General features: G+C 37.1%; 16 protein-coding genes and 3 tRNA genes. 7 read left to right on the top strand and 12 right to left on the bottom strand.

The genetic code is table 11. The features are described from left to right. The first annotated feature begins 16 nt into the window (after positions 1–16). The 3 genes from IIC38_03600 (at position 17) to IIC38_03610 (ending at position 3,238) form a co-directional block, all read left to right on the top strand. Positions 17–598, top strand: coding sequence for a DedA family protein (locus IIC38_03600; protein MCH8125033.1), 582 nt, complete (start codon positions 17–19; stop codon positions 596–598). Positions 599–603: 5 nt separating this feature from the next. Beyond that, positions 604–678: transfer RNA gene (locus IIC38_03605), tRNA-Pro, on the top strand. A 109-nt stretch (positions 679–787) separates the two neighbouring features. Then, positions 788–3,238: a leucine--tRNA ligase gene (locus IIC38_03610; protein ID MCH8125034.1), complete on the top strand. Its 2,451-nt coding sequence runs from the start codon at positions 788–790 to the stop codon at positions 3,236–3,238. Positions 3,239–3,374: 136 nt separating this feature from the next. Here IIC38_03610 and IIC38_03615 read toward each other — a convergent pair whose 3' ends face one another. The 5 genes from IIC38_03615 to IIC38_03635 all read right to left on the bottom strand — a co-directional run bounded on the left by IIC38_03615 (position 3,375) and on the right by IIC38_03635 (position 7,330). Next, positions 3,375–4,511, bottom strand: a complete 1,137-nt coding sequence (locus tag IIC38_03615; protein ID MCH8125035.1) for a tetratricopeptide repeat protein — start codon at positions 4,509–4,511, stop codon at positions 3,375–3,377. A 14-nt stretch (positions 4,512–4,525) separates the two neighbouring features. Further along, the gene (locus IIC38_03620) at positions 4,526–6,229 is read right to left on the bottom strand and encodes a proline--tRNA ligase (protein MCH8125036.1); all 1,704 of its coding nucleotides are present in this window, start codon (positions 6,227–6,229) and stop codon (positions 4,526–4,528) included. Between the two features lie 199 nt (positions 6,230–6,428). Further along, complete coding sequence (locus IIC38_03625) at positions 6,429–6,812, bottom strand: hypothetical protein (GenBank protein MCH8125037.1); 384 nt, start codon at positions 6,810–6,812, stop codon at positions 6,429–6,431. 345 nt (positions 6,813–7,157) lie between these two features. Continuing rightward, a tRNA-Ser gene (locus IIC38_03630) sits at positions 7,158–7,235 on the bottom strand. Between the two features lie 20 nt (positions 7,236–7,255). Continuing rightward, positions 7,256–7,330 (bottom strand) — tRNA-Arg (locus IIC38_03635). 289 nt (positions 7,331–7,619) lie between these two features. On the opposite strand from IIC38_03635, the gene IIC38_03640 reads away from it, so the two are divergent. Next, positions 7,620–8,030, top strand: a complete 411-nt coding sequence (locus tag IIC38_03640) for a hypothetical protein (protein ID MCH8125038.1) — start codon at positions 7,620–7,622, stop codon at positions 8,028–8,030. 266 nt (positions 8,031–8,296) lie between these two features. Here IIC38_03640 and IIC38_03645 read toward each other — a convergent pair whose 3' ends face one another. From IIC38_03645 to IIC38_03670, 6 genes are all read right to left on the bottom strand, one after another. Then, on the bottom strand, positions 8,297–8,584 hold the full coding sequence (locus IIC38_03645) for a hypothetical protein (protein MCH8125039.1): 288 nt from the start codon (positions 8,582–8,584) through the stop codon (positions 8,297–8,299). An 87-nt stretch (positions 8,585–8,671) separates the two neighbouring features. Beyond that, complete coding sequence (locus tag IIC38_03650; GenBank protein MCH8125040.1) at positions 8,672–9,049, bottom strand: DUF1801 domain-containing protein; 378 nt, start codon at positions 9,047–9,049, stop codon at positions 8,672–8,674. Positions 9,050–9,105: 56 nt separating this feature from the next. Beyond that, the gene (locus tag IIC38_03655; protein MCH8125041.1) at positions 9,106–10,737 is read right to left on the bottom strand and encodes a hypothetical protein; all 1,632 of its coding nucleotides are present in this window, start codon (positions 10,735–10,737) and stop codon (positions 9,106–9,108) included. Positions 10,738–10,792: 55 nt separating this feature from the next. Next, complete coding sequence (locus IIC38_03660) at positions 10,793–12,247, bottom strand: amidohydrolase (GenBank protein ID MCH8125042.1); 1,455 nt, start codon at positions 12,245–12,247, stop codon at positions 10,793–10,795. A 248-nt stretch (positions 12,248–12,495) separates the two neighbouring features. Continuing rightward, on the bottom strand, positions 12,496–13,899 hold the full coding sequence (locus tag IIC38_03665; GenBank protein ID MCH8125043.1) for a M28 family peptidase: 1,404 nt from the start codon (positions 13,897–13,899) through the stop codon (positions 12,496–12,498). A 250-nt stretch (positions 13,900–14,149) separates the two neighbouring features. After that, positions 14,150–14,464 carry a hypothetical protein gene (locus IIC38_03670; GenBank protein MCH8125044.1) on the bottom strand — a complete coding sequence of 105 codons (315 nt, stop codon included), beginning with the start codon at positions 14,462–14,464 and terminating at the stop codon, positions 14,150–14,152. Between the two features lie 189 nt (positions 14,465–14,653). Between IIC38_03670 and IIC38_03675 the strand changes: the two genes are divergently transcribed. From IIC38_03675 to IIC38_03685, 3 genes are all read left to right on the top strand, one after another. Continuing rightward, on the top strand, positions 14,654–14,968 hold the full coding sequence (locus IIC38_03675) for a hypothetical protein (protein MCH8125045.1): 315 nt from the start codon (positions 14,654–14,656) through the stop codon (positions 14,966–14,968). 87 nt (positions 14,969–15,055) lie between these two features. Beyond that, on the top strand, positions 15,056–15,586 hold the full coding sequence (locus tag IIC38_03680; protein MCH8125046.1) for an RNA polymerase sigma factor: 531 nt from the start codon (positions 15,056–15,058) through the stop codon (positions 15,584–15,586). 820 nt (positions 15,587–16,406) lie between these two features. Then, positions 16,407–17,732, top strand: a complete 1,326-nt coding sequence (locus IIC38_03685; GenBank protein MCH8125047.1) for a GWxTD domain-containing protein — start codon at positions 16,407–16,409, stop codon at positions 17,730–17,732. Between the two features lie 16 nt (positions 17,733–17,748). Here IIC38_03685 and miaA read toward each other — a convergent pair whose 3' ends face one another. Continuing rightward, on the bottom strand, positions 17,749–18,687 hold the full coding sequence (miaA, locus tag IIC38_03690; GenBank protein ID MCH8125048.1) for a tRNA (adenosine(37)-N6)-dimethylallyltransferase MiaA: 939 nt from the start codon (positions 18,685–18,687) through the stop codon (positions 17,749–17,751). Between the last annotated feature and the right edge of the window lies 1 nt (position 18,688).

Below are 18,688 nucleotides of genomic sequence, written 5' to 3' on the forward strand. Positions count from 1 at the left end.
AGAAAACAATAAAAATATTATTCGGCGGTTGTATGATTGGGTGCTTCATTGGGCAGAAACGCCTTACGGTATGTGGGCATTATTTTTAATTGCCTTTGCCGAATCATCATTTTTCCCGATACCTCCGGATGTGTTGTTAATTGCCCTGGCTATTTCAATACCAACACGGGCATTTCATTTCGCCCTGGTCGCTACAATTGGATCACTTATCGGAGGCATAGCAGGGTATGGAATCGGGATGTTCGGTTATGATTCCATTGGCCGTCCAATTGTAGAGTTTTACCATGGCCAGGAAATTATGCAGGCAATAAAAGAATGGTACGATAAATATGGTTTCTGGGCTGTTTTGGGCGCAGCAATTACACCTTTGCCCTATAAAATATTCACGATTTCTTCCGGAATGTTTTCTTTCGATTTCTTTCAATTTATGATCGCATCTATAATCGGTAGATCCGTGCGATTTTTTGCAGTGGCTGGTTTAATTTGGAAATTCGGTAAACCAATAAAAGGTTTTATCGATAAATATTTTAATCTACTTGCCACTTTATTTATAATTCTTTTGATTGGGGGTTTTATCATTATAAAATATTTGTTGTGATTTTTCGGGGCGTAGCGCAGCTCGGATAGCGTGCATGGTTCGGGACCATGAGGTCGGCGGTTCAAATCCGCCCGCCCCGACAAATTTGCTGAGAAATTAAAAATCTCAGCATTTTTTATATGAAGTTATATTCTTCTTCATAGGTATTACTGTTTTTACAAATCTCTTTTAAGGAGCTGCTTCAGAACAATGAAAAAAAATCCGTTTGCGGATATTGAAAAAAAATGGCAGGATTATTGGAAAAATTCTAAACAATATGAGGTTGATCTAGTAAACGCTGACAATAAACTTTATGTCCTTGTGATGTTTATCTATCCATCAGGTGATAAGCTGCATATTGGTCATTGGTATAATTATGGGCCAACTGATACATGGGCGAGGTTCAAGAAAATGCAAGGCTTCACTGTGATGGAACCCATAGGATATGATGCTTTCGGTTTGCCTGCTGAAAATTATGCAATAAAGCAAGGCGTGCACCCTGCTATTAGTACAGCTAAGAATATCAATAAGATACGAGAGCAATTAAAAGCAATTGGTGCGATGTATGATTGGAGTAAGGAAATTAATACGAGCTCTCCCCAGTACTATAAATGGACGCAATGGCTTTTTTTACAGCTATACAAGAATGGATTGGCTTATCGCAAAAAAGCTCCTGTAAATTGGTGCCCGGATTGCGACACAGTTTTAGCCAATGAACAAGTAATTAATGGGAATTGCGAGCGCTGTGATCATGAAGTCACAAAAAAAGATCTTGTACAATGGTTTTTTAAAATTACCGCTTATGCAGATAGATTGTTGGAAGACTTCAATAAAATACAATGGCCGGCAAAGACAGTAACAATGCAAAGGAATTGGATCGGACGCAGCGAAGGAACTTTAATAAAATTTGATATTCCGCAGCATAGTGAAACCTTGGAAGTGTTTACAACTCGTGCAGATACACTTTTTGGCGCAACTTACATGGTATTAGCACCTGAGCATCCTCTGGTAGATAAAATCACTTCCGAGGAGAATAGGGTAGGGGTGATAAATTATAAAAAGCATGCAAAAAAAGTTACTGAAATTGAAAGAACATCCACAGAAAGAGAAAAAACCGGTGTGTTTACAGGTGCATATGCAGTAAACCCGATAAATCAAGAAAAAGTCCCAATATGGATAGCAGACTACGTTTTGATTGGATATGGCGCCGGCGCTGTTATGGCAGTTCCGGCGCATGATGAAAGAGATTTTGAATTTGCACAAAAGTTTAATCTAGAAATTCGCCAGGTTATTTCTGTAATTGGTAAAACTCACAAAAAACTCGAACAAGCACTTACTGAATATGGCATGATGATTAACTCGGATCAATTCAACGGTCAAGATTCTAAAACTGGAATGAATAATGTAACCAATTGGTTAAAAGAAAAAAATGCCGGTAAATCTCATATTATACTCAAACTAAGGGATTGGTTGATTTCACGGCAAAGGTATTGGGGCGCACCTATCCCCATAGTGTTTTGTGAAAATTGTGGAGAAGTACCGGTCAACGAAGAAGACCTTCCAGTTAAACTACCGGAATTTGTCGACTTTACTGGAAAGGGGAAATCACCCTTAGCCTCTAATGAAGAATTCATAAATACTGCCTGTCCAAAATGTGCCGGCCCAGCTACCAGGGAAGTTGATACGATGGATACTTTTGTTGATTCTTCCTGGTATTTTTTGCGTTATATCAACCCTAAATTAGATTCTGAACCATGGCAAATAGAATTGGCAAATAAATGGCTTCCTGTTGACCAATATGTTGGGGGGGCAGAGCATGCTGTATTGCATTTATTGTATGCACGATTCATTACTAAAGTATTATATGATTTAAAATACATAAATTTTGATGAGCCATTCAAGCGGTTGATACATCAAGGTATTATAACCAACAGGGGTGCGAAAATGTCAAAATCGAAACACAATGTTGTAAATCCGGATAATTTTATCAATAAATTTGGTTCTGATACATTTAGAATGTTTATGATGTTTATGGGATCATACGAAGATGGGGGAGACTGGAACGATGAAGGAATTTCCGGCGTTTTTCGATTTTTAAATCGAATTGATCGCTTAATCGATGACTTCTCTGAAAATCCTCCTAATGGTGATGAGACCTTGGTTTTTGAAGAAGTGGAAAAAAAGCGTCATTACACAATCAAAACAGTGACCCAAGACCTTGACCGATTTCAATTTAATACAGCGATAAGCCGATTAATGGAATTCTTTAATTCTATCAATAAATACAGAAATAGCGTGGATCATTCGAATCAGAATAAATCAGGATTGGCAACTGCCATTGAAACCTTAATCACTTTATTGGCGCCTTTTGCGCCACATTTATCTGAAGAGCTTTGGAGTAAAACTGGACGAAATCCAAGTATATTTAATCAAACATGGCCAGAATACGATGAAAATAAACTAAAAGTTAAAACTGTAAATATGGTTGTGCAAGTCAATGGAAAACTTCGGGGACAATTAACTGTTGAAACAGGTCTTGAGGAATCAAAAATTATTGAGGAAGCTCTACAGGTAGAAAAAGTTAAGAAATATACTACTGATAAGAGGATTATCAAGAGTATTGTTATTCCCCAAAAGTTGGTTAATTTTGTTACTAATTAATTAGAAAACCGGATGATTCAAAAGGGGGGGTGCAATTCAGAAAATTACAGTTAGAATCATTTTAGCCTTATTGAACTATACATAATATATCTTATATACGTTTTTAGTGAAAAATATATTGGACCCTAACTTAATGTTATTTTTTAATTTTACCTAATACAATATTTTTTAATGGTGTGTCAAGCGGATGATCGATGATATTTTGAAACTCCATTTTCGAATGCTCTTTATCTTTGATTTTGTCGTAGGCAATTGCAAGCTCATACCTTGCAGCAACATTATTTCGATCTTTTTTGATAGATTTTTTTAATGCTTCAATCGCCTCATTATACCTTTCTTGGCGATTATAATTTTTTCCCTGCAAATAATACACAACAGTATCATCCTTACCCAGTTCCATTGCTTTATTTAAAATAGCCAGCACATCAGATGGATTTCCAAGTTTGTCAAGTAATATGGCTAATTCTTTGTAATACAGTGCATTTCTAGGTTTATTAATAATGGCCTTTTTAAATGAAAGAAAAGATTCATTAAGCATCCCACATCTAAGTTGACTCTCAGCAAGCATAAAATATACTAGGTCATCTTTTTTACGAAATTGTAAATAGTTTTGGAATCGGTCGATCGCAGAATGATAATATTTTCCTAAATAAAATTTATAACCCTCTGCATATAGTTGTTCAAGATCTTGTTCACTTTTTTGTTCACCAGCCTCTAAAACAATCGCTTTTTTTGCATAACTTCCCATTGGTCCATTGGCATCGAACTCAATTACCTTCTTAAAGTTTTTATTTGCTTCATCAATCTGACCTAATATGGCATAAATTTTACCGAGTCCGAGATATGCTCTTACCTCAGTTGGAAATAAATCAACCACCTTTTGGAACATCTCAATCGCATTATCGAATTTCTTTTGAACACTATAAATGGCGCCAAGGTTAAGAATTGACAATTTATGTTTAGGATTTATCTCTATGCTTTTCTGTATATATTCCTCAGCAAGATCAAATTTTCTTAGTTTAATATATGCCGTACCAACTATTAGCATAGCCTTAAAATGGCCAGGGGATAGATCAAGAAGCTGCTTTAAAAAGCTTATTGATTCTTCATATTTTTTTATTTCAAAATAAATAAGTCCAAGACTATACAGGACCTCATTTTCTTGCGGATTTACTTCAAGAGCCTTTTCCCAAAGAGCAATTGCATCGTCAAAGCGCTTATCTTTGTAACAAGAAATAGCTTTTTGGTGAATCGTTTTAACTGTTTGTTTCATTTCTAATAGTATGCTCAATTTTGACAACTTAAAGCTTTTTTGATTTCTGGGATAATACTACCAAAAGGAAAAATCTCTTTTTTATTGTTTTTCCTAAATTTAAACTCAACCATGTTATTCTGCAAATTTTTTTCTCCAATGATTATATGGATAGGTATTCCTAACAAATCCGCATCCCTAAATTTGAATCCGGGACTAAAATCTCTATCATCAAGCAAACAATCAATATTTATCTCAAGTAGATCTTCATATAACGTATTGGAGGCCTCCCCTATTTTTTCATTTTTGTAGTTTATGGGAATTATATGAACTTGATATGGGGAAATTTCAGAATCCCAACAAATTCCATTTTCGTCAAGATTTTGTTCTATAAATGCCGCAACGATTCTTTCTATTCCAATCCCATAGCTTCCCATTATAATTGGATTTTCTTTTCCATTTCTGTCCAAAAAAGTGGCGTTCATGCTCTCTGAATATTTTGTACCTAATTTGAATATATGACCCAACTCTATAGCCCTTACAATTCGCAGCACTTTTCCACAATTCGCACAAATGTCTCCATCATTAACCAGAGCCACATCTACAATTTGCTTAATCTTAATATCAACTTGAGGATCAATCCCGGCAATGTGATATTGATCTTTGTTGGCACCGGAAACAAATCCTTTCTGCTCCAATAATGATTTATCGACGTAAATTTCAATATCCTTTATTCCGATAGGACCTATAAAACCTGCATTTGCTCCACAAATATTCAAGATTTCATCATTTTCTGCAGGTCTGTATTTATTACCAAACGTCGATAACATTTTGCTTTCATTAAGATCATAATCGCCACGAATCAATATCATTACGGGCTTAGAATCAATAAGATAAACCAAAGATTTAATAAATGACTGTTTAGGTAAAGTTAAAAATTCTGATACTTCATCAATGGTTTTCTGAGTAGGAGTATAAATTTCTTCCAATTTTGTGTAATTACCGTTTGTGAAAGGTGTAATTTTAAATTCTGCAATCTCAGCATTAGATGCATAACCACAGTTGTCACAAAGCGCAACAGTATCCTCCCCCGCTTCTGATTCCACCATAAACTCCTGGGAACCGGAACCACCCATTAATCCACTCGAAGCACTAACAATGAAAAAATCTAGTCCACATCTCGCAAAAATGCTTTTGTATGCCTGGGAATGTTTATTGTAGCTAATATCCAACCCATCTTTATCAGCATCTAAAGAATATGAATCTTTCATTAGAAATTGCCTGGTGCGTAGAACACCTGACCTCGGTCGTGGCTCATCTCTAAATTTATTTTGAATTTGATACCAAATTTGCGGCAGGTTTTTATAAGAACGTATTTCGCCTCTTGCAATCGAACAAATGACTTCTTCATGTGTTGGCGCAAGGCACATGTCTCTTGATTTTCTATCTTTAAATTTGAACATTTCTGCACCAAAATCATCCGCTCTACCTGTCTCATTCCAGGTTTCTATTGGATTTATTGCAGGCAGATGAAATTCCTGACCACCAATAGCATCCATTTCTTCTCTTATGATAATTTGGATTTTTTTTAGTATTCTCCACCCAAATGGCAAGTGAGAATAGATACCGGCAGCAAGTAAGCGAATCATACCGGACCGAAGCATAAACTGATGACTTTTAACAACCGCATCTGAAGGGTTTTCTTTTAATGTGGGAATAAAAGCTTTAGATAATTTCATTGGGAGGTAATTATAACTTTTCTAATTATAAAGAAATAGAGTTCTTTTCGGTTTGTCGGTATTGAATAAATCCTTGATAATAAGATTTATTTCTATTTAAGTCAAATTTTAAAGTAAACTCCCCTACTCTAACTTCGAGAGTATGGATATTCACAATGTTGCGATACTGAAATGAATAAATTGATAATTATATATTAATTTATCCCGCAACCGACTCTAATGATTTTTCTAAATCTTGATTTTGATGTTTAAAGAAGCCACGCGATCTGTTCTTAACAGTTCGAACATGTTCTTCAAGAATGGATATGATTTCGCCATTTCTCTCGATTGCATTAACCGCTTCTTTGAGTTTGGATATTCTTCTGTTTATTTTTTTTTCATAATTTTCGAATGAATACTCATCTTGCTTTACGATCCCAAGCGTCAAAGAAAAGAGATCATTGAATACCTTCTCGGGATTGGTTGCAATCGTCAACCACTCTCTACAAAAACTTGAGATTGATTGGCCTTCGAGTTCCGCCATTATTTTAATGCTATTATAAGTCTCACCATCAATACGAATATTTAATACTTTTTCTTTCATACTTCCTCCATGAAATATTTGTCAAGAAATCGCTCGAAATTTAGTTTTCTGCTAAAATTATTTAGAGACGGGTTTTATTAGTGTAGATTATTTAATATAACTAAAATTTAAAGAAATTGAATACTAAAAATCAAGCAATTTCTAAAAAACTTTCAAATAATGGTTGTTGATGCTTACTCGGCATATGAAGAAGTTTTTGTGAAAAAATAACGAATCAAATCTTTCCCCTAGCAAATACAGGCGACTTAAATCTATTATCTGTGAAAATCTCAAGTATCAGACTATGATCGCAACAATTATGATCAGTATACCAAATGATTCCGGCAAATAAATCACTTCTAGTAGTACGCCAGGCGGGACTCGAACCCACAACCTATAGCTCCGGAGGCTATTGCTCTATCAATGAGTCCCATCTTACTACGTAAACCACTTCCTATATTTCGTACGCCAGGCGGGACTCGAACCCACAACCTACGGCTTCGGAGGCCGTCACTCTATCCAAGTTGAGCTACTGGCGCTTGAATTTATCTTTTAAAAGTATTATACTCAAAACAATTCATTGATTCAACCTTAGTAAAAGGGAGATTATAGATTTATGAAAAATTACGAAATATGGTCTCTTGTACTTGGATCTACAGGAGTTTCTATAGCATTATCAGTATTAATTGTTACAATATGGGGTGAAAAGTTACGCCAATTCTGGTCCAAACCAAATCTCAAACTTTCGTTTTTAGAAGCCAGCCTTAATAATACACGTGATGGAATAAATGGTTGTATTATATATTACAAGTATCGAATGATAAAAAAATGTCTCCCGCAGATAACGTTGAAATTTTATTGACAAACATATACGAAAAAGGTCCGGATGATAATTGGCATGAAAAACTTTTTAGTGGTCAGATACCTTTGGCTTGGCGTTATCCACCCTATTCTGGGGGGAAAACAGTTGGACGCGAAGCTGATGCAACATTTGGTCATATAATGGAAAATGAACATAGTTTCACCATGTTACCAGTGGCAGTTGTTCCTAATAATCTTAATCAAAAAATATTACCGAACAATCCTACTAAGTTAATATTTATAGCTACATCTAATACTGTTAATTCTGAACCACTCATTGTTAAGGTAACCTGGAGTGGGAAATGGGTTATGGGGAAAGCAGAAATTGAGAAAGAGTGCACTATAAAAACAAATCAAGAAAACCAAACCAAATTGTAAATTTACGTTGCAAAATAATACCAACGATCAATAGCTTGGTATACTTTACGTTTTCCACCTCCCCTAAAGACTTGTTATTTCTTAAATAAGATTCTAAAAACTTTCCCTCTATACACGTAAATTGAGCTTAATGAAGAATTAAATGTGTAGGTTCGACAATCTATCCAATTGAGCCACTGGCGCATGTTGCAAACTTGCACAATAAATTTAGCGGAAGAGTTTTGTTTTTGCAAATAATATACTTACTTTGATAATTGCAAATTAAATTATTCTAATAATGCTTTTACAATCTCTTCCCACTCTTCATCGAGGGATAATTTTGACACTGGCTTACCAGCTCGTGAATACCAGTACGATGCGTTCCCAATGTCCTCTTCTTTGCGGTGCAAATAAGCATGCACCCAGGATCCATCTCTGCTTGATTCTTGTTGAGCTAGATTGTGAGCTTGTTCCCAATTTCCTTTTGCGTCTTGCCATAATGCCTGAATCAATAAAGTCAACCCTTTAGGTGGATCGCTGTCTGTAAGTGATTCTCTGAATATATTGAATGTCATATAAGTTTCTCTATTTGTCCGGATATTGATATAAGATCCTTGAAGGAATTTTAGTCACTCACCCGGATGGGTATTCCGTATACGATTTTAATGGCTTTTCGAGCGGTGCGCCATGATAGCTACTTCTAATAATTCTAACAACCCAGGATTTTTTAGATCATTCTCCTTTGTTATTTTTACATGACGATGGCGCTTTCCCGTACCTTCTAATAACTTATGCGGATCGGGAAGAAAAACGCCATCAAAAAAGCCCAGATTCACATGCGACTTATAAAGCATAAGCACACAAATTGTATCAGCCATTTTGGTTCCGTAGCCATAACCGATTAGCTTTGAACCGACATCAATTGGCTCAATTGAATTTGGAAGCCTATTCAGCAGGAATTCTCTTGTTTTCCTGGCTAACTCTTGTACTTCAGAACTAAATATGCCTAAAAGAGAATTTAAGTCATTGCTCATATTCATTATTGATCATTGGAATTGTTTTTTTGAAATTGGTGGTTTGGTTATTATACGATTTATTAATATTTCCAACTCTGTGTTTTTGTTCCGGGTGGCGCATTTTTTGTAATATGATCAGCCATAAGCCTCAACAAAGTTGTAGTCGAATACGGCCGCCAGCCATGTCCACCACGCGCACCGTAGGTAAACGATCCTGCATAATATGGATTCCGGGTGCTTTCCAAAAAATCCTCCATATGATAGACGCCAATGTTCAAATAGTAATTGTCCATATGACCGCAAATCACATTTAATTTTCCAACTAAATTGTGGCCAATTTGCTGCCAATTCTTTTCTAGATAATAGCGTAGATCATAGTTTTCTTTCCAATACTCTGCAACAGAAGAATCAATCTCTCCCGTACTTTTGTTGAACAAAGGCTTAAAATAGCCATTCTTACCAACCGGACCAAAAACAGCACTCCATATATCCAATTGTTGGCCGGATCTTCCTATAGTGCCATTGACCAATTCCATGGTATTGCGTTGTTTGGAGGTTAATCTTACTTCGCCGTTTCGGTGATCCCGGGTATTTGCTATGGGTACTTTATACCAATCATGTTCTTTATAAAAGGCATTTTTATCTTTGTAAATATTGATTCCTTCCACGTTTCTGAAGTCCAGTGGGTCAGGTGCAAAGGCCCAGGAACCCCCGTAAAAATCAGAATAAAATACTTGCAATGCAAAAGCCTCCCACCCTCCTGTTGATCCACCGGTCAAAACCCGTCCATAGCTTTCCGAAATCATCCTGAACTTCTCCTCGAGCAACGGGATGAGCTTCTGATGTATGGCATCGCCATAGGGGCCATTGTTTACCGAATTGACTGCATAAGAATCATCAAAATAAGGGGTTGGATGTTGTATAGTCACTGCAATAAAGCGTGGAAAATTCTCAGATTTCCAATCGGCTGTAAATGTGCTGTCTCTGTTAAACCGAAGGGGTGGTCGCAAAGAGAAATGGCCCTGATGATATATCGTCGGATAGTTAACATTGGGATGTTCCTTGTATCCCCTGGGCAATAAAACTGTGGCGCCGATATAAATGGGCTGTCCCCAAAACTCAGTTAATTGCTCACTTTTTATTTTGACTCGCTTGATCCAATCTGTATCGGCGGCTACTTTAATGGGCGGAATTATTTTATCAACAATAAATTGAATCGTTTTCTTCTTAGAATGGTTGAGTCTTAACTTCTGCACATTGCTATAGACATTACCAGGTGAACGGCGCCAATTCTGTCCTTCCCATTGATCATTGTGCATCCAAATTGTGTGTCCATCCGATCGTTTGAATTCAGTATATTTGTTAAGAACAGCTTGCACGAAAAATTCTTCTTCTGGTAATTCAGTTAAACTGGCAGCTGGATAGCCCAAAATTTCCGCATCAAATAAAATTGCTTCACCGGGTTTTAGATTGACAAAATCGATGCCAAAGAATTGTACACCGTACCTTCTCACCTGCAGTCGAGGTTCGATTTGATCGTTGTGAGCGAAAGCCAGAAACATCCTACCGGTTAACGGCTCCGAACTGACTGATTCTGGGAACGAAACTTCAAAAGTTTGTTTTGAAGCAGAAGATTGCCTGGCGAAAAGATTAAGAAGTGGATAGAAAACTATAATGAACAAAATCAGGATATTAAAACTTCGCTTTATCATAAGAATTGACCTCTTTTAAGTTTATGGTTTAGTCAAACCGAAAAGCTTACATTTGTCATTGTTTCGGTGGATTTCGGTAATCCAATGGAGGCTTTTGGCCTGGTTCAAGAAGTGCATTATATTCCTGGCCTTTTCGGCGTTCTTGCAATTCTTTCTTTGCGTCCTTCAAGGTATTTGGCTCGTTGAATAAATCCCATGCAGTAGCCGCTAACGCTTTGGCAGCCAGTAACATTCCCTTTTTACCTATACTCATTCCACCGCACGCAACTGCCTGCCATGAGTGCGCTGGTGTCCCGGGCACCCAGGTTGCTGTTCGTAATCCGCTGGTCGGGACAACCCAGGAAACATCACCCACATCTGTTGATCCTTTAGTGATTTTACCACTGTTATCATATACCTCAGAAATAATGTTAAGTGGTTTTACCTTGGGAAGGCTCTCCTGGAGCTTTTTTGCGAATATCATTTCTTCCTCGTTGTAATTCAAATTTGTCAATTCACGAAGATTGCGTAAAGTGACTTTAGCCAGGACATCATTTGGTAAAATGTTATGGGTTCCTCCTAAATACTTTACTTTCAGATTGGTTTCTGTTGCCAACGCTCCTGCCTGGGCGCATTTCAACAACCTTTGGTATAATGTCTTAACTATTCCTGGTTCCGGATGTCTAACATAATAAAAGACCTCAGCAAAATTCGGCACTACATTTGGCGCACCACCACCAGCTGTAATAACATGGTGGATGCGAGTAAAATCTGGCGTATGCTCACGCAATAATTGTGCAGCATGATTGGTAAGTTCAACTGCATCTAACGCCGAACGGCCTTGTTCCGGAGCGCCTGCTGCGTGGGCACTGGTTCCACGGAATTGAAATTTAACTGCAATGCGAGCTAGGCAGGTTGGATCACCAGCCGCATTTGAATCGCCTGGATGCCAGTGAAGGACAGCATCACAATCATTAAAAAATCCGGCTCTGGTAATGAATGTTTTTGCAGAACCGCCTTCCTCGGCTGGGGTTCCATAAAACCGAATTGTTCCTTTTAAAGTGCCAGATTTTATTTGCTCTGCGATTGTTATAGCTGCCGCTGAAGATGCCACGCCAAACATGTGATGACCACAGCCATGACCATTGCCATTAGTCCCACCTCTGATCCTTTTTTCTGGAAGAGCTTCTTGCGCCAAACCGGGAAGCGCATCAAATTCACCAAGAATTCCAATGATCGGTTTTCCTGATCCATAAGTAGCCATAAAAGCAGTAGGAATTTCTGCAATCCCTCTTTCGATCGTGAAGCCGGCTTTCTCCAAATTCTCAGCTAAGAGTGCTGATGATTTTTTCTCCTGGTAACCGGGTTCAGCCCATTGCCAGATTTGATAGGCAATTTGCCAATGGTGATCTGCCTTTTGATCGATAGAATTGATCATCTTAACCTTGTTGTTATTATTAGTTGCAGCAATAGTGAAGATTGCTACAAAAATGAATAAGATTAAACCAGCTAAAGATCGAATTAAAAACATTCTACCCTCCCGGAGTTTTTTCTCGTTGAATTTCTTAAAAATCGTTGTGTATGATAAGGACAAATGTATGTAATGATAAAGAATTTTAATATTCTTATACTTTTGATCATTTTTATAACTACTTATCATAAATCATATTTTTGAAATAATTAAAAAGCCGGTTTTAGGTTATTACGTAAATGCAGACAGAATTCACTTATTGTAAATTGATTGTTACAAAGCTTTCCAAATAACCATAATCAATACTACTATCGTCTCCGTCTTGGTATTCGACCCGATGGAAAAACGACGACGCTTTCATTTCCATCCACCCCTACCGAGGCGACGCCGAATATATAATTGTCAATGACGATTCCTTCTAATGTGTGCAAAGTATCTGTCCCGACATAACGGGAATGCTCCCATTGGGGTGAGGTCGTCCATCTCCAATAAACCTTATATCCTGCCAGGTTTGGATCGTCTACTGGCTGCCAGGATAAAGTCGTCGAAGGCCTTACAGCGCCGCCGATTTTGACATTTTTTGGCTGTGGTGGAGCCCAAGCCAATCCGGCCAATGTAATTGCATTGACAGCTGTCAGTTTCGCTGCATATTCAAAATTCACACCCTCGATGACATCTCCATAATGAATACCATTCTCCGTACGAATATCTTGATGTTGGCGAGTATAGTTTTCGTGGGTCTCCATAATACGGACTCCGGCAAAACCTTCATCATTGAACGGCCTGTGATGTCCGCCGCGGCCAAACCGATCCAAACGATAGATCATGATCGCATCCAAATTTGGAATGTACATATCCGTCATTTTGTGAACGTAACGTGCTAACTGACGGGACACTCCGTCGATTTCTCCGCCAGATGTACGACGCCGGCGTCTCTGGTCTTCGGTTTCCGTCACAGGAGTTGGCTCGGAAAAAACCCGGAAAGTATTGTTTTCGATGACGCCATCTACGCCTTCGATATTGCCGATCATATCGTTGTTCAGAATGCCGACGATATTCCATCCTTCTTCTTTGGCAACTTTAGCCATATGCTTCCCGCCCCAAAGACCTTGTTCTTCACCGGAAAGTCCGGAATAAACAATACTGCTGCCAAATTTATATTGGGTCAACAACCTGGCTGCTTCAATGGTTCCGGCCATACCCGAAGCATTGTCGTTGGCTCCGGGCGCATCCGTTTCTCCGTCCGAGCCTCGAGATGCCCGGGAATCGATATCACCGGACATGATCACATAGCGATTGGGATGGATGGTCCCTCGCTGTATGGCAATAACATTAACTACCCAGGTATCCTGGGGAATCCTTCGGCTTTTTTCAACCAGGCTTCTTTGGAAATTAACTTCCAGACACCCACCACAAGCTGCGGAAATCTTGTCAAATTCTGACTTGATCCACCGTCTTGCAGCGCCAATACCGCGGGTTTGCGAAACAGTGTCCGAAAAGGTATTTCTCGTTCCAAAATTTGCTAGTTTTGTGATATCCTTTTCCAATCTCTCCGATGAAGAGGCTTTGATGATATCATACATTCGAAGATCAACTGACGGAGGGGGGGGTGCGGGTGCGGTTTCTTGTGCAATTACAGGAAGAGTGACGCAAAATAACACAAGAATCAAAAATCCATTAAAACGACTAAAACCATAAAATCCATCTCTCATAGTAAACTCCTTTTATTAATATGATTGTTTATGGATTATCTAACACTGCATAACTCAAACATACAAATTTGTTCTTGTAAGGTCAAGGAAGAATTTTTTTTGTTCAATTATTAAAATTATTGGAATTTTGCAGTGCAACCTGTATCAAAATATTCAAGAGATTAACGTCGATCTTCCCCCGTCTCGCGTCTGACGATTCATATTTTATATCACTTTGTGCCCGTGTGATTTTGCCCCCTCTGTTAATCTGTCATTTAGAAATTAGTTTATTATTTCTATATAATAAAAGACTATTCTGCTGTTTAATGGTCAGTAAGTTTTTTATACGTATAGCCAAAACCAAATGAGTTTGTTTGATATTCCGCTCTAATCCTAATATTTTTTCCAGCTTTTCTAATGCTTCCTTTTCTTCTATTTTATTTTTTCCCAATAAATTCACGAAAATTTCCATTTCATTCTGAAGATCCCATTCATAATCCGTAAATTTTGATTGCGCCAATTGAATTTCTTTTTTGATTGCTGTACGCTGTTCTTCGGTCAGTTTGATTGCTTGTTGATATTTCATCACTAGTTCCGGTGCAAACAGGTGTTCCTCAACCGGGTCTCGTTCAAATTCTTGCCCGAATGCCGAACTTGTTCATCAGCATCACAAAACCAAACAAAATAAGTTTCCACATGACTACCTCCTGAATTCTTAAATTAAAGATTAAAATGATTATTATTTTTTCTTGATTTTTTATAACTGGGCAAGTTGATGATCTCTTCAACTTTATTTATATTAGCCAGGGATGCAGTTGGCGATGACCAATTGGATATAAATACTTCTGGACGTTCCAAAGTTCGTGGCTGTAGTTCTGTCGGAGAGCGAAGTAATGCCTTGGTTGGAGAACGCCATCGTGAAAGTGCTTTCTCTTCTGATGATTTTTCGTTGTTCACAATAAACAACGAACCCAGAATGGATAAAATAAGAATGGCTGCTAATGCAAATCGTCTATTGGAAAAAGAAGCATTCCTGGTTGTTCCATTCTGTAAAGAATCATGCAGAAAATTGTCAAAGGGGGGTGTTTGATTTATATCCTGTTGTTTCAGTCTTACAAAAAATTGTTTTAAACTACTAATTTGACAAATAAAGGTTTGTAGAGTCATTGGGCTATGAATGAATGATTCAAAATTAAGGAAAGAATTGGAACAGCTTCATCAACAAAGTTATGGTTGGGCATTAACTTGCTGTTACCAAAACTCCAATGAAGCTCAAGATGTTTTGCAAACAGTTTACTTAAATATTCTAGTCGGAAAGGCAAAATTTAAAGAATTTTCAACCTTCAAAACTTGGTTGTTTGCGGTTATAAAAAAAACAGCTGTAAACCATCATCGCAAAAGGAAAGTACGAAATTTACTAAATATTCAATTTCAGCAAAAGAAAATTGGTAGGCATGTTGAACAGGAGATAGAAGAGAAGATTGATAGATATCAATTAAAATTGTATTTGCACAACCTACTCAACCAATTACCCCTAAGGCAACAAGAGGTTTTACAGATGGTGTTTTATCACGATTTGACAATTAAAGAAGCAGCGACAATTATGAGTGTTTCAATCGGTTCAGCCCGTATTCATTACGAGAGGGGTAAGAAGAAATTAGGTGCGTTATTAAAAAAATCACAGGTGTTTTATGAAATCAAATCATGAAAGCAAACAGCTTAATGGGTAAAAATATATGACAAGTTCTCGATATCCTCCCATGATGATTGTCGATGTAATTAATGAGTGCATCAATATGGTGCCAACAAGTAGTGACACCAAATGCGATCTGATAACAACATTTCGTCGGGTATTGTGTAATGTTAGCTTCTCATCCAAGCAATCCACTTTTAAGAAAATAGTTACTATTAAAATGCAATTGAATGCAAACGAAGCAAGCTTCCTAATACTACGCAGTTTTTCATAAAATACAATTAATATGATGAATTCACGACACCATACAATGTTTATACTTGAACTATTGTACATCTCAATCAACATAAGTGAATTCACAAAAATAGAAAAAGTTTATGGAGAAGTAATTTTTGTGGTTAATTTAATCATAATTAACCACATGTGAACCTTGGTTAACATCCCCCGATCGATACTTTGGAGGGCTTAATTCAAATTCGAATATAAAATTCCGTGTATCATTTATTGCTTTCTGAATTTGATCCTGCAGATTATCAATGGTTGAGTAATGTCTTGTACCAACGTTTGTTATGCAATTCTCCTGGTTAAATTTTAGACAAAGCAAGCGTTTGACTGATCTGGTCATGTAGATCTTTAGCAATTTTTAGGATTGGAGAAATTATTAAAGCAGCTAATGATATGATTTGAGATCTGATAAAATTAAAAGACAGCAAATTGTCAAGTAATACGCAGGATCAAACAACATAAATCAATTTCAAATTTATTGCTTAATTTATTTTGTTTTTTGCCGAAGAAAAACATAGAAACAGGAAGAATTTGGAGTTAGGTGAGGATTATGAAACGGGAACATAAATTTTCGGCAATTTTGACTTTGACATTATGTCTTTTAGGTTTTGCGGCTCTTTTGCGTGCCCAGCCAAATGGCGAACCTCAAGTCGATTTTCAACATCCTTATTATGATTTTGATTTTGCAACTTTTTCTGTGAAAGGGCAAGAAAGCACCAGGATCGAAATTTACATCCAATTCAGTAATGTTGAATTCCAATTTATAAGGAAAAACGGTGGTTACAAATCAAATGCTGAAATCAGCATTATTGTAGAAAATAAAGAAAAGGATTTTTTTAGAGAAAAATACCACAAACAGCAACTAATTGCTCATAATTATAATGAAACAATTTCCGCAGTTGTTTCCCGGGTTATCCAGTTTGATTTTATTTTGCCTGTTGATACTTATGATTTCACCGCAAGAGTGATTGATACCGAAACCAAACGGGTATCAATTCAAAAATTCAAACTAACTTTACCGAAATACGCGGCAGATAAGTTAGCAATAAGTAATATCGAATTGTGCCAACGAATAGACTTCGCCAACTCAAATCATGATAAAGAGCTTGGATTTTATAAGAATGGAAGATGGGTAGTACCAAAGCCAAGCCGTGAATATGGAGTAGATGAAAATAACATGGGGTTGTATTTTGAAGTTTATGGACTACAATATGGTCCTGAAAATCCTGATGGCTCTTTTTTAGTGCAGTATACAATTTCCGATAAGCAAGGAGATATTAAATCTGAAAAAACGCATAGAGTCAATAAACCTGGAAAAGTAGCTGCTATTAGTTTAAATGCATCGATAGAAAGTTTGTTAACCGGAAAATACAATTTAACAGTAACAATTTTTGATGAACAATTAAGAAAGCAAAGTTTTCAAACGACTTCTTTTTTCCGATGGTCGAATAAAATTGATCCAAATAATGAAAAAATTGCTTATTCCATTGATGCATTAAAATTCTTGGCAGATTCTAAAGAATTGGACAAATTGAAGAAAGTATCCCCGGATAATATTTCTGCTGCATTAAAGGATTTTTGGAAATCAAAAGATCCAACCCCATATACAGAAACGAATGAGGCACTCATTGATTTTTTTAACCGCTTTACAATTGTTAACAATACATTTGGCTCAAAATCGACTCCTGGTTGGAAAACCGATCAAGGTGAAATTTTTATGAAATATGGCGTTCCTGGAGTGGTCTACAAAGATAAAGATGCATTGAACATGACTAAATCGGAAATGTGGGTATACCCCAATGGTGAATATTTTGTTTTTGTTGATAAATATGGTTTCGGTGACTTTCGACTTCTTCGGAATTTAAGTTCCCGTTAATAGTTAGCACTATAATTCATTTATGGTTTGACAGCTTTTCAATTATCAATGAACGAGCATATTCCCACTCTTTATCAGTATCAACCGATAGCCATTGAATGTACTTGTTTTTTTTAAACCAAGTCAGCTGATGTTTTGCAAACCGCCTGGTATTTTGTTTTATTAAATCAATGGCGGTTTTTTTATCAAACTTACCATCAAGGAAATCATGAATCTCTGAATACCCAACAGTTTTCTGAGACTGTAATTCTGAGGTATAATTTTTATTTTTTAATTCTATTACTTCATTGATTAATCCGGATGCTACCATCTTGTCCACCCTCTCTTCTATATTTTTATACAAATCCCCGCGGTTCCGAATGAGTCCTATATATTCAGGATCAATGCCTGTATCTTGTTTTGATTTTTCCCTTAGATCAGATATGGATTCACCTGTCGATAAGTAGACTTCAAGAGCACGCAAAATTCGTTGTCGATCGTTCCGGTGAATCTTTGCAGCTGTTTGTGGGTCAACGGAAAGTAGTTGCGCATAGAGCTTTTCCAGGCCGAATTCATGTTCCTCTGCTTCCAACTTAGTTTTAATTTCCGGATTACGGTCCCCCACTTTAAACAAACCGTCCACCAGGGAACGAATGTATAAACCGGATCCTCCAACCACTAAAGGTAATTTCTCTTTTGAACTTAAACTTCTGCAAATTGTTCGTGCCAAATTGCCAAATTCACCCGCGCTAAAATATTCATCAGGGTATTTTATATCAATACAATGATGTGGATATTTCTTAAGTTCATCAATACTTGGTTTTGCGGTTCCTATGTCCATAAACCGAAATATTTGCCTGGAATCTGCCGAAACAATTTCTATATTTTCGAAGTGCTGGAATAGTTCGAATGCCATCTGGGTTTTTCCTATGGCTGTTGGACCAACCAAAACAACTAAAGGGAGTCTCTCATGCATG

The sequence above is a fragment of the candidate division KSB1 bacterium genome, from assembly GCA_022566355.1.
GTDB lineage: Bacteria > Zhuqueibacterota > JdFR-76 > JdFR-76 > DREG01 > JADFJB01.